The following is a 12,563-nucleotide window of genomic DNA, read 5'->3' on the forward strand; positions in this document are numbered from 1 at the left end:
CTAAATCAACCACATCTCAGTTGATAGGACCTAAACATGGCTAAAAAAAACGTAGGTGTTCATGAGCGACTACAAGGTATCGGTAGAGAGTTTGTCGATGTCTGTCATTACGTTATTTTATTTCTAATCAGTGTGGTTGTCGTTTGGACCGCTGGCAAAGAATTCGTTGGTATTGTTCAAAAAGGCTCAGCGGATTTAAAAGACATATTGATGTTGTTTATTTATCTTGAGCTGCTCGCCATGATAGGTATTTATTTTAAAACCCATCGTCTGCCGGTACAGTTTTTAATATTTATCGCGATTACTGCTTTATCACGACATTTGGTGGTCGATGTACAGGCGGTCTCAGACTATTTTCATTTATGGCTGCTGGCGACAATTTCTGTGGCCATTATGCTATTGAGCGGTTCTATCGTAGTATTAACTTGGACAGCAAAAACGTTTGGCCGTCCAGAGGACAATCTAGATAAACAGCATGCAAACTTAACGATTAAAGCGCTGTTACCTGATAATGCTCAAGCGCCTGATAGTCATACCAAGCATCGCCGTGAATAACTATTAAATAGCAGCATAAAAAAGGGTTACCACTGGTCGCCCTTTTTTGCCTTCTTAACTCTCACATTTCATTGTTTGAGCGTTAAATCCCCTTTAAGAAGGTCATTAATGTTTGTTTTTGCGTGGCGGATAACTGTGTAAAGCGCGTCTTTGTACCTTCTGCTTCACCACCATGCCAGAGTATCGCTTCAGTCAAGCTGCTGGCACGACCATCATGCAAAAACCGCGCTTCTGGATCACGTGCCACAATACCAATTCCCCACAATGGCGGTGTACGCCACTCAAAGCTTTCTGCATTTTTCTCTTTTACGCTATCATCTAGTCCAGCACCCATATCATGCAGTAATAAATCAGTATAAGGATAAATGTTTTGCTGTGATAGGAGCGGGAAGCGATCACTATTGCCTGTTTTTTGCTTGGGTGTGTGACAGCCAGCACAGCCGACTTGTGCAAACAGTTGCGCTCCTTTATTAAAATCTGATAAATCGTCTATTCGTCTTTCAGGTACGGCAAGGGCGGTCATAAAATCAGTCACAGCGTCTAGACTGCTGTCTGAGACTTCTGGAGAGCCGCCATTCGCTGCTGTCCAACAAATAGGCTGATTTACCGTACAGTTAGGATCCATAAATACCGAGGTGGTCAAGCCCATATCTTGCGACATGGCATTGGCGTTTTGGGTACGTAGATTGGTATTAATGGCTTTCCAGCCGAAGCGTCCCACTCGTTGTTGGTTGTTATTATTTACCCAGTGTACGCGGCCACTGATACCATCTTGATTGTTATCATCAGGGTCAGCTGCCGCAATGATATTCGCTTCAGGAATCAGGTCGAGCAAGCCCATGCCGACCAGCTGCGGTGAGATACGTCCGCTAATTGCTGTATTTCCTAAGGGTTGATTAAGGTCAGTTGGAGTAAAGCTAAACTGTATGCCAGCAGGCTTGTCATTTTGACTGGGCATTGCTGCGTAGCGCATGCTCCCTTCGGGATTGATACTTGTGGCAATACTTTGATGCTGCATCTGTTCACCGTAATAAGCATGTGGCAGGCCTTGCTTATTACCCAACCGGAATAAAATCGCATCACTCAGCTGACCATTGGCTGCATAAATGGGTTTGCGACCGTCAGCGCTATGGCATTGGGTACAGGCATTGGCATTTAACAGTGGCCCCACACCATCGAACAGTACGCGACCCTCATTTGCTGGTGTCCACTCGGTGATAAATAACTCACGTCCAGGTGATACCCCGCCTAAAGCGCTGCTCGGTAGATTGGGCATGATTTGCAAAAAAGGCTGTGATCCATTGGCGGCAATCGTAGCACTGCCACCTGCTGGCTGCCAGTTGGTATCGATTTCTGGAGTGTCAGGAGTAGTGGGTGGGTTGGGTGCATTAGTATTGCCATCATTACTGGAATTATTTGAATCATCTGAACCACCACAAGCAGTGAGCAGCATCGCCATACTTACACTGAGTAGCGTGTTACGTATGATAGGAGGTGATGTATACAGTGAAGAATTTGATATGGTTGACGAGTTTGATCGTAAAAACATGGGCTGACCTGAAATGGCTAAAATATAAGGGGTTAGGGTGTACCCTCATCGTCAGCCTATTTAGAGGGCTGACGATTTAATTGAGGATATCCTGAGGATTATGCGATAAGCTACCGCGCAATAGTTAGGCGTATTGACTCAACCAAGCAGCATAAACGAGGCTGCTTGTTTGAGAATTTTATGATAGGAAATTCAACCAACTATGCACTGTTCGCTTCGTCATACTTAAAACACTTATAGCTGACTAGGTAAAGCAACTGGGATAGGGTTGTTATACATCCAAATATGAGTGGTGTCTTTGTTGCCGAGTGAGCCTTCAAAGCTCCAGCCCCACGTAAATAAATGACCAGCTTTCAGCGTATTATTATCTTGGTCAAACGATTTTTCATGAGCAATAAGATGCATGGCACCCATGGCCATATTATCGATATTCTTTAGATTCGGCAGCTTATTGGTTGGTTCATCTAGGTCGTTGTAAATGGTCTTGCCTGCGCCATTTGTCTCCCCAAACATGCCCCATGCATAGAGAATACCATCCGTTGTTGATGAGCCATTATTAGTGGCGACATTATCCAATAACGCATAGCTGGCATTGCCATTGGCATAGACGCGGCGAACTTCTTTATCTGTAAACCAAGGCAGTTTGGTCGGTGAGGTAATGACATCTGCCCATGCCTTTTCGCTGCCATTAAATGTCTCACCATTGTAGCCCAATTGACTAGTGGCATTTAATCCCCAACCATAAACTGTGTCTTTATTGGTCAATGCTAAGATATGATCTTTGCCAGCCGTCAATTGGGTCACTTTTTCTACATCTATAGCGGGTTGGTCGTCATCTTTTTGAGTGGCGTCATCTGTCTTAGCATTAATGGCGTGATTAATCGTTTCATTAATGACATGAATACGTACAGGGGTAGAATTGACGTTGATACAGTTGGTTGTAGTGTTACAGACTTTGCCTTTGCCAAGATTGGCGTAAGCATCGCTGCCCCAACCCCAAACCTGACCTTTGTCATCTAAGGCATAAGAGCTATTGCCACTGACAACCACCTGCACGATATGTCCTGCCTCTGTGGCTGCTGTAAAGTCAACTTTGACAGGGGTGCTGCTATCGGTGCTGGTATTATTACCAAGTTGACCATACCCATTGGCACCAAAGGCCCAAACCGTACCCTCTTCGGTCAATACCAAGTTATGGCTATAGCCGGGTGCGACCATGACGGCATTTTCGATACCTTCGATCGCGCTGATATCCAAACGACAGTCTGCAGTCTTGCTACAGTCATTACGACCCCCATCACCGCGACCCAGCTGCCCGTATTTGTCTTCGCCCCAACTATAAACTTGACCATTTTGAGCAATAGCGAGTGAATGATTTTGATTAAAGCCAATAGATAGCAAATCTTTTGGTGCGCTGTTCATCAGCATCGGCGTGTTTGGATGTCCCATAATATCGCTGATTTTTGTGGTCAGACCGAGTCCTGTCTGACCATAGTTGTTGCGACCCCAACCATATAGCTGACCATCACGCAGGGCAGCGGTATGCGAACCACCTGCCGCTATGGTATCGCCTACGTAGATGGTTTTGGTTGAGCGCATGATATTACCAGCATTGTCTGTGGCTTCTAAGACAATGGTATTGCTACCTAGCGTTAATAAAATACGATCATCAAAATAACCGTCAGTATCTAGCGTTAGCGCTTGGGCTGATTCGTTATTATGCATATAAGTCAATGATTTGACGCCGCTGCTATCTTGTACTTGTCCTGAGACAAATACCGCTGCAACCGCGCTATAGCCATCAGTAAAGTTGCTATCAGTGGTTAGTAGTGGCGGTGTCCCATCTATGATAGCAGTGGCTGTGTCGGAATCATTGCCACAAGCAGTAAGAATCAAGGCTGCGGTAACGACCGCGACAGCTTGAGTAAGACGGGATAAACGCATAAAAACCTCGATAGATGCAAATTGACAATATGTCAGTATGCCAGCCGTAAAATAACAAAACCGTCCCATACAAATCCGACGGTTGTAGGATTTGTGCGGTTGACTGAGTCAATCGTACATGGTGGCGTTGGAATAATAGAAATGGCGGCAAGAGTTTAGCAATAATAAATGTGAATAGTATTACAAATAAGAATTATTATCAATAATAAAGTGGAAAAACAGCACCATGAAGGATGCTGTTTTTAAAAGCTGAACGCTGACTATCAATGAAACATCAACTATAAATTTTAGTTATAACCATTTAAGTCTTTTAAAATTGTAATATAAATAGCCACATAATGACCCAATGATGAGCATGATGACAAAGTAGGAATATTGCCAATGCAGCTCGGGCATAAAATCAAAGTTCATACCATAGATACCTGCAATGGCCGTCGGTACAGCTAAAATACCTGCCCAAGCAGCAAGCTTACGCACCACCTCGTTCTGTCCCATATTAACCATGGCCATATAGGTATTCATGACCACACTCAGCATCTCATTTAGACCATTAATAGCGTCTAATGAGTGCAGCAAATGGTCATTGACGTCGCGAAAGTAGGGCTTAGCGGCTTGAGAAAACCCAGAGACCATCTCACTTTTTTTATGATTGATAAAAAAACTACAGATATCCTGTACTGGTAAAATAATCGCCCGCATATGTACGAGTTGCGATTTGAGCTCATAAAGGTTTTTTAATGTACCTTTATCAAACTCATAGGTAAACACGTAACGTTCTTGCTCACGCAAATAGCGACCTAAACGATCGGTAATCGGCATATAATTATCCACGATAAAATCGAGAATAGCATGCAGTACAAATATCGGTCCCATGCGCAGCTTTTCAGGGCGACGATGACAATGCTCACGGACAGGTGCGTAGGAGTTTGATGGACCATTACGGATGGTAATCAGGTAGTTTTTGCCCATAAATATCGCGGTGGTGCCATAGCGAATGACATTGTCCTCAAGCTTAGCGGTACGCAATACCACAAACACCATGTCATTGTCATAGTTCTCGACTTTGGCACGCTGGTGATCGGCAAATGCATCCTCAATCGCCAACTCATGTAGCCCAAAGGCTTCTTTGACTTTGACCATGGTCTCTAGGCTTGGATCATAGAGACCAAGCCAAATAAACTGACCATTATTATTTAATGCACGACTAACATCGTTTAGCGCCAATTTATCGAGATTTTCACCCGTCTTACGTGAGTAAGCATAGCAATTGACGACTTCATCAGCACTGGAAGAGTCAATATCTTCATAGCGTTCAGAGTCAGGATCGTAGACCGTCATGGTCTCGATAGTGTCCTCAGTGGTGGTATCAGCATCGCCATAGATATAGCTGTCATCATTGTCTAGATAGAGATGTGCATCATTCATATCGGCGTAAATACGATTGATATTAGAGTCAGGTGCAATACGCGCGGTTTTTTTGATCAACTGGTCGTTATTGTTTTCCATACACCCTCCCTTTATAAAGTAAAAAACGTGTCACAATCAGAACTTATAATGATTGTTGTTAATAATGATCGTTATTAAAGGGCGTAACTTTTCAAAGTATCAATATCGACCAAGCTCAATAAGCTTTCGTGGCAAGCTTCTAGTTTGATTTGCGGGGCAATATCAAAGTCCAAAGCTTCAACCCAGCGTAACGCGCAAATGCACCAGTAATCACCAGGCTTGAGGCCAGAAAATCCATACTCAGGTAGCGGCGTAATCAAATCATTGCCGCGACTGGCAGAAAAGTTCAAAAACTCGCTGGTCATCTTGGCGCATACGGTGTGTTGACCAACGTCATGGTTGCCAGTATGACAAAAGCCGTTGCGGTAATAACCGGTAATAGGGTCGAAGCAGCAGCTGGCAAGTGCCGTACCTAAGACATTGGCTTGATTGTTGGCAGGGTTTGGGTGGTAATCAGATGACATAAGGCTTCCGAGATAAAAATATGGCTTAGTGTACCATGAGTCGGTATCGAAGGCGTTGTTCTCACTTTGCTCATTATTTTCTTCATGATATAAAATGATGGTAACCATTTTTGAGTCAACGATTACTTATATAGTCTATAGATAACCTTCATAGATTAAGTGCTGATAAGACGTAATTAGATAGTAATTGTGGCTAATTGTCACTAGGCGAACCTTGGCTGCTATGCTAAACTAAAGCATAAAGTGCCTTGATTATTTAACGCCGTTTATTAGCGCATAAAGATACTCGTCTTATCATTCTAAATTATACTTATTACTCACCCTTTTGCGGCTACCTAGTTTGTTTATAAATAATTGGGTCAATGATGTTGCGCGTTAAAAATAAAAATGCATGGCGTCAATGCAATTGTAAATATAACCTTTAAGTACCGCATCAGTACCGCGTTTTTGGTAAGCGATACGCCAAACAAGGATTTATTGTGTCTGTCAGTTCTGATTCTGCAAAACTTGCCCAGTTAAATACGACTAATGAAGCGGCGGCTCAGCCTGCTGAAAACACTGCTACCTCTACTAGCATGCCATATTTGAACAACCTTGCCAGCGACGTTGCCAATAGCTGGCTGTTGCCTGATGGGGTGGTGGATGTGCTGTTCGAAGATGCGCGTAAGCAAGAAGTGCTTAGGTATCAGCTGACTCAGCAACTTATTGGTCATGGTTATCAGTTGGTCAATCCACCAATGATTGAATTTACTGAGTCATTGTTGAGTGGTGCCTCAGAAGATTTAAAGCGTCAAACTTTCAAGATTATCGATCAGCTAACGGGTCGCTTGATGGGTCTGCGTGCGGATATTACCCCGCAGATTTTGCGTATTGATGCGCATTGGGGCGGCACAGGTATTGCACGTTATTGCTATGCAGGTGATGTGATTCATACCTTGCCATCAGGGCTGTTTGGCTCACGTACGCCTTTGCAGCTTGGCGCTGAAATATTTGGCTGTGCTTCACTTGCCGCAGATATTGAGCTGATAGATGTGTTATTTGGCATGATAAATAAGCTAAATATGAGTGCTGCACTACATATAGACTTGGGTCATGTGGCGATATTTAAACGCTTGGCTGAGTTGGCAGCGTTGTCTGATAATGACACTGAGCAACTCATGCATTTATATGCCAATAAAAATCTACCAGAGCTAAAGCGTGTCTGCCAGTTATTGCCAATGGGTGATGATTTTTATGCTTTGGCACGTTTTGGTCATGATATTACCAATCTATTGGCGAGATTGTCAGAGACTGCACAGCAGGACACGCAAGTCGCGACTGCTATCAATGAATTACAATGCTTAAAAACACATCTACAAGACCAGTGGCAATGCCCTGTGAGTATCGATGTGACGGAATTATCAGGCTATCATTACCACACGGGTATCGTATTCAACGGCTATATCAATAGTGAGACGCAACCTCTGGTACGTGGCGGTCGTTTCGATGGTATGCAAAGCGGCAACCAGTTAGCAATCAATCAGCCACGTGAAGCCACTGGTTTTAGTATGGATGTCAGTCGTTTGCTTGCACACACGCAGCTTGAGGCACCAATCATCGTATTGGTCGACTATGAAGCATTGAGCAGTGCGAACCAAGAACAGAGACAGATACTGCTACAGCAGGTTGAGAGTTTACGTGAGCAAGGCTATCGTGTCACCATGCCATTGAATGCAGAGGATTGCCCAGTTGGTATGACGCATCGTTTGAGCTTTAGAGATAATCATTGGCAGTTACAGAGTATTTAAGCATTAATTTAAATAGTATTACCATTTTTTAACGTCTTTAAAATCAAGATAACGAAAGTTATCACAGGTTTTAAACCGTTATTGCACACACCTCAATACATAAAGGTAAGGATTGATCATGGGTAAGAATGTCGTAGTTTTGGGTAGCCAATGGGGCGATGAAGGTAAAGGTAAAATCGTCGATTTACTAACCGAAAAAGCTTCAGCAGTTGCACGTTTTCAAGGCGGACATAACGCTGGTCACACGCTAGTTGTCGATGGCAAAACCACCATCCTACATTTAATCCCATCAGGTATTTTACGTGAAGGCGTTACCTGCTTCATCGGTAACGGCGTGGTGTTAGCACCTGACGCATTATTAAAAGAGATGAAAGAGCTAGAAGACAACAACGTACCAGTACGTGAGCGTCTGCGTATCTCTCCAAACTGCCCACTTATCATGCCGTATCATGTGGCACTTGACCAAGCACGCGAAGCCAAACGCGGTACTGGTAAAATTGGTACGACAGGTCGCGGTATTGGACCTGCTTACGAAGACAAAGTGGCGCGCCGTGCTATTAAGCTTGCTGACTTGTTCCGTGATGATTTAGAAGAAAAACTCCGCAACTTAATCGAATATCATAACTTCCAATTGACTCAATATTATAAAGTTGAAGCGATTGATTTTGATGAGACACTTAAGCTTTGCCAAGAGTGGAAAGAGGAGATTAAAGGCATGGTTACTGATGTAACCGAAGACCTTAATCAATTGCGTTTGGCTGGTAAGAACCTGATGTTTGAAGGCGCGCAAGGTACATTACTTGATATCGATCATGGTACATATCCGTTTGTGACCAGCTCAAGCGTAACCGCTGGCGGCGTATCGACTGGTACAGGTATCGGTCCATTGTACTTAGATTACGTACTTGGTATCACTAAAGCTTATACTACCCGTGTCGGTAGCGGTCCATTCCCAACTGAGCTATTTGATGATGTTGGTGCGCATTTGGCTAAAGTCGGTCATGAATTTGGTGCGACCACTGGTCGTGCGCGTCGCTGTGGTTGGTTCGATGCGGAAGCATTACGCCGTGCAGTGGTACTGAACTCTATGTCAGGTATCTGCTTAACTAAGCTTGACGTATTAGATGGTCTTGAAGAGTTACTAATCGGTGTGGGTTATAACTTGCCTGAGACTGAATGTGCAGGTGCACACGATGCTGAATTCTATGAGTCAGTCACGCCTAAGTATGAGACGATGCAAGGGTGGAGTGAGTCAACCGTTGGTATCACTAACTATGATGAACTTCCAGAAAATGCGAAAAAATATATCAAACGTATCGAAGCGTTGATTGGTTGCCCAGTTGATATTATCTCAACCGGTCCTGATCGCGAAGAGACAATCGTATTGCGTGACCCGTATGATGCTTAGTTTCTTATCGTAAAATTTAATTAGTTTAAGCGTTCATAAAAAATCCCAGTGCTGAGCATTGGGATTTTTTTTATGAGTATTACCTTGTGAATAATGTCTTATAAGTAAATTCTCATCATTTTTTATTATGCTAACTATTATTAATGCCAAGTGATAAAAAGTGTTAATCACTATTAATCTCTAATGATAAAAAATCAAGATATCTGGCAATTGAATAAATTGAGATAAGAAAAAATAGTATAAAAGAGAGAATTGCTAACATTATTCTGGTTTAATTGGTATATTATGTCATAAATGAATGTAACTTTATCAATATATAAAAAGGAAAACGTGATGAAAGCGACTATTATCAAGCATTCTATAGGCAAAACAGCTTTAGCGCTGCTAACGTCTGCGGCTTTTATGTTTCCTATGCTGTCATGGGGCGCGCAAAACTGTGACAAACCCAACAATGATTTTGATGATTTATATTGCTTAACGAAAGTATATTTAGAAGCGGATAAAGAGCTGAATAATTCTTATGCAAAATTGGCTAAGCAGTTAAATAGCCAGCAAAAATCCAAACTCAAACGTGGACAATTGGCGTGGATACGCGAGCGTAATGACCAATGTAGTTATAATAATGATGAAGGATTTTTTGTCAATATGGGCTGTGCGACTCGGGTGACAACTGAGCGAGTGAACTTCTTAAATGATCGTGTGCGTGAATGTAGCGCTGGCAGTTGCCGCGACAGCCGCTTAGGCGAGTAGTTGTTTTTTAGTATTGCTTGAAAGCAGTGACCTTCATAGCTGCGTATTAATAAAATCCCTTAGCATTATATGCTGAGGGATTTTTGTTGGTAACACTTACATAGAGTTTTCGCCAAGTTGGTTTTATGCTTATTAATGACAAAGATAGTTAGTGATGAGATACGTAGGGTAAGAATCTGCTATTGATGAATGCTCACTTTGTCTTAAGATACGCTGCGGTAATAAATTTACTTTTATGCAAGGTGCGGTCATAAATTAACCCTATCATTTATAGCGCTAATCATTATAATAGGCAGCAATCCTGTGTTGGCGCTCATATTATCGCATTGATAGACCATGAGTTATTTAAATATGCCTAAGTCAACATTGCGGCCAAAGATAAAACAAAGTATTTACCATCTCATTTTTATCGAATTCATTATTTATTAGGAGCTTTTCATGGCTAACGAACGTACTTTATCTATCATCAAACCTGACGCAGTAGCTGGCAACAACATCGGCGCTATCTACGATCGTTTTGAAAAATCAGGTCTAAAAATTGTTGCCGCTAAAATGATGCAACTTGATGATAAAAAAGCGGGCGGTTTTTACGCTGAGCACGCTGAGCGTCCATTCTACAACGATCTAGTATCATTTATGACTTCAGGTCCAGTATTGGTATCTGTATTAGAAGGCGAAAATGCGATCGCTAAGCATCGCGACATCATGGGCGCTACTAACCCAAAAGACGCCGCTGAAGGCACTATTCGTGCTGACTTTGCTAGCAGCATCGATGAAAACGCGGTTCATGGTTCAGATTCAGCTGAATCAGCAGCACGTGAAATCAGCTACTTCTTCAATGAAGAAGAAGTTTGTGCACGTACGCGTTAATATAGTAAACCAAATATAGTCTGTTACGGTGTCAGACTCGCTTAATGTACTCAATGTACAATTGGCGCTTGTCTTCCTTGTACCAGCTCTATATTTGATTCACTATGCACCAATAGCTTATAAAATTGACTATAAATTATTAGTGTGGCAAGACGGCTTATATCTTTTGGTATAAGCCGTTTTAGCTATTATAATAGTCTGACTATGTGTTGAAATTTCAACTTTTCTCCCTCATTATTGGTTTTATATAGCGTTATCAATCCTTTATCAGCATATTACTTTCAGTTTTTGGTAAAAAATGCGCTCATAACGGATTGCTCATGCACTCATATATTGAGTACGTCTAGCAACACCCATCTCAACAATTGCATCGCTCATACCAGTAGATGCAAAAAGGCTATTTATTATGTCAACTGCTCAAACTCCTATTCAAACTGACGTCCAACATGTACCTGCTAAGACTACTAAGAGTATAAAATTAGTAGACGAGGCGCAGGCGAAAACCAATCTACTAGGTATGACCCAAGCGCAGCTGGCGGAATACTTTAAGAGTATTGGTGAAAAGCCGTTTCGCTCGACGCAAGTCATTAAGTGGATATATCAGCAGGGTGTCACTGATTTTGAGCAAATGACCAATCTGAGTAAATCTTTGCGTGATAAATTATCAGCCAATGCCTGCGTCATTCCGCCAAAAGTGATTCATCGTCAATACAGCGATGATGGTACGCGTAAATGGGTATTTGAAGTCACGGGTGGCTCGTTGGTCGAGACCGTATTGATTCCCGCAGATGATAGTAAATTAAACGGTCGTAAAACCTTGTGTGTCTCTTCGCAAGTGGGCTGTGCGCTCGACTGTAGCTTTTGTAGTACGGGTAAGCAGGGCTTTGAGCGCGATTTGACGGCGGCTGAGATTCTTGGACAGTTATGGGTGGCAAATGCCTCTTATATGACCGATGAAAATGATAGTTTAGAAAATGTTGACCATAGTTTATGGGAAAACAATGTCACCAACGTTGTCATGATGGGCATGGGCGAGCCGTTATTAAACTATCGTCCCGTTGTCAGCTCGATGGAATTGATGCTCAGTGACCATGCTTATGGTTTATCAAAGCGCCGCGTTACTTTGTCGACTTCAGGTGTGGTGCCAAAAATGTACGAGTTGGCACAGGAGCTTGACGTGGCTTTAGCGATTTCATTGCACGCACCAAACGACGAGCTGCGTAATGAATTAGTGCCGATCAATAAAAAATATCCATTAGAGCAGCTCATGGCGGCAGCGAGAAATTACGTTTTTGAAGTAAATCCGCGCCATAAAAAACACGTGACTATTGAATATGTGATGCTAGATGGTGTCAATGATAGTAATGAGCATGCTGAGCAATTGGTCGCATTATTGGGCGATTTACCAAGTAAGATTAACTTGATACCATTTAACCCGTTCCCTCATGCAAATTATGATAAGTCGAGTAATAATCGTATTCATGCCTTTAGCAACATATTAAGTGAAGCAGGTTTTGTTTGTACCATACGTCAAACACGCGGTGATGATATTGATGCGGCATGTGGTCAATTGGTTGGGCAAGTTGCTGATAGAACGCGTCGTTCAGCCGCATGGCAGCAAAGCATCAAGGATCGTGAAAGTGTTTAGTATGATGGTCATATAAATGGTGAATAGACATTTTCGATGTAGCATCGTATTTGTCTTTTATCTGTCGCAATGGTAATAAAAA

General features: G+C 42.6%; 10 protein-coding genes. 6 read left to right on the forward strand and 4 right to left on the reverse strand.

Annotation, left to right across the window (positions count from 1 at the left end):
* Positions 1 to 36 precede the first annotated feature (36 nt).
* On the forward strand, positions 37 to 555 hold the full coding sequence (locus AK822_RS03815) for a phosphate-starvation-inducible protein PsiE (protein WP_045451736.1): 519 nt from the start codon (positions 37 to 39) through the stop codon (positions 553 to 555).
* A gap of 82 nt (positions 556 to 637) precedes the next feature.
* Here the strand turns inward: AK822_RS03815 and AK822_RS03820 are convergent, their stop codons facing one another.
* The 4 genes from AK822_RS03820 to AK822_RS03835 form a co-directional block, all read right to left on the reverse strand.
* The gene (locus AK822_RS03820) at positions 638 to 2,014 is read right to left on the reverse strand and encodes a di-heme oxidoredictase family protein (protein ID WP_167541665.1); all 1,377 of its coding nucleotides are present in this window, start codon (positions 2,012 to 2,014) and stop codon (positions 638 to 640) included.
* Positions 2,015 to 2,338: 324 nt separating this feature from the next.
* A complete protein-coding gene (locus tag AK822_RS03825) occupies positions 2,339 to 4,048 on the reverse strand; it encodes an RCC1 domain-containing protein (RefSeq protein ID WP_060490617.1) in 1,710 nt (569 codons plus the stop codon).
* A 291-nt stretch (positions 4,049 to 4,339) separates the two neighbouring features.
* On the reverse strand, positions 4,340 to 5,554 hold the full coding sequence (gene corA / locus AK822_RS03830) for a magnesium/cobalt transporter CorA (RefSeq protein WP_060490618.1): 1,215 nt from the start codon (positions 5,552 to 5,554) through the stop codon (positions 4,340 to 4,342).
* Positions 5,555 to 5,628: 74 nt separating this feature from the next.
* A complete protein-coding gene (locus AK822_RS03835) occupies positions 5,629 to 6,018 on the reverse strand; it encodes a DUF2237 family protein (RefSeq protein ID WP_045451983.1) in 390 nt (129 codons plus the stop codon).
* Between the two features lie 479 nt (positions 6,019 to 6,497).
* On the opposite strand from AK822_RS03835, the gene AK822_RS03840 reads away from it, so the two are divergent.
* From AK822_RS03840 to rlmN, 5 genes are all read left to right on the forward strand, one after another.
* A complete protein-coding gene (locus AK822_RS03840) occupies positions 6,498 to 7,805 on the forward strand; it encodes an ATP phosphoribosyltransferase regulatory subunit (protein ID WP_060490619.1) in 1,308 nt (435 codons plus the stop codon).
* A gap of 118 nt (positions 7,806 to 7,923) precedes the next feature.
* Positions 7,924 to 9,213, forward strand: a complete 1,290-nt coding sequence (locus AK822_RS03845; protein ID WP_045444847.1) for an adenylosuccinate synthase — start codon at positions 7,924 to 7,926, stop codon at positions 9,211 to 9,213.
* A gap of 333 nt (positions 9,214 to 9,546) precedes the next feature.
* Complete coding sequence (locus AK822_RS03850) at positions 9,547 to 9,963, forward strand: lysozyme inhibitor LprI family protein (RefSeq protein ID WP_060490620.1); 417 nt, start codon at positions 9,547 to 9,549, stop codon at positions 9,961 to 9,963.
* A 438-nt stretch (positions 9,964 to 10,401) separates the two neighbouring features.
* A complete protein-coding gene (gene ndk, locus AK822_RS03855; RefSeq protein WP_055124481.1) occupies positions 10,402 to 10,833 on the forward strand; it encodes a nucleoside-diphosphate kinase in 432 nt (143 codons plus the stop codon).
* 406 nt (positions 10,834 to 11,239) lie between these two features.
* Positions 11,240 to 12,481 carry a dual-specificity RNA methyltransferase RlmN gene (gene rlmN / locus AK822_RS03860; RefSeq protein ID WP_060490621.1) on the forward strand — a complete coding sequence of 414 codons (1,242 nt, stop codon included), beginning with the start codon at positions 11,240 to 11,242 and terminating at the stop codon, positions 12,479 to 12,481.
* Positions 12,482 to 12,563: the final 82 nt, after the last annotated feature.

Origin of the sequence: Psychrobacter sp. P11F6, assembly GCF_001435295.1 — a bacterium.
In the GTDB taxonomy this organism is placed as follows: domain Bacteria; phylum Pseudomonadota; class Gammaproteobacteria; order Pseudomonadales; family Moraxellaceae; genus Psychrobacter.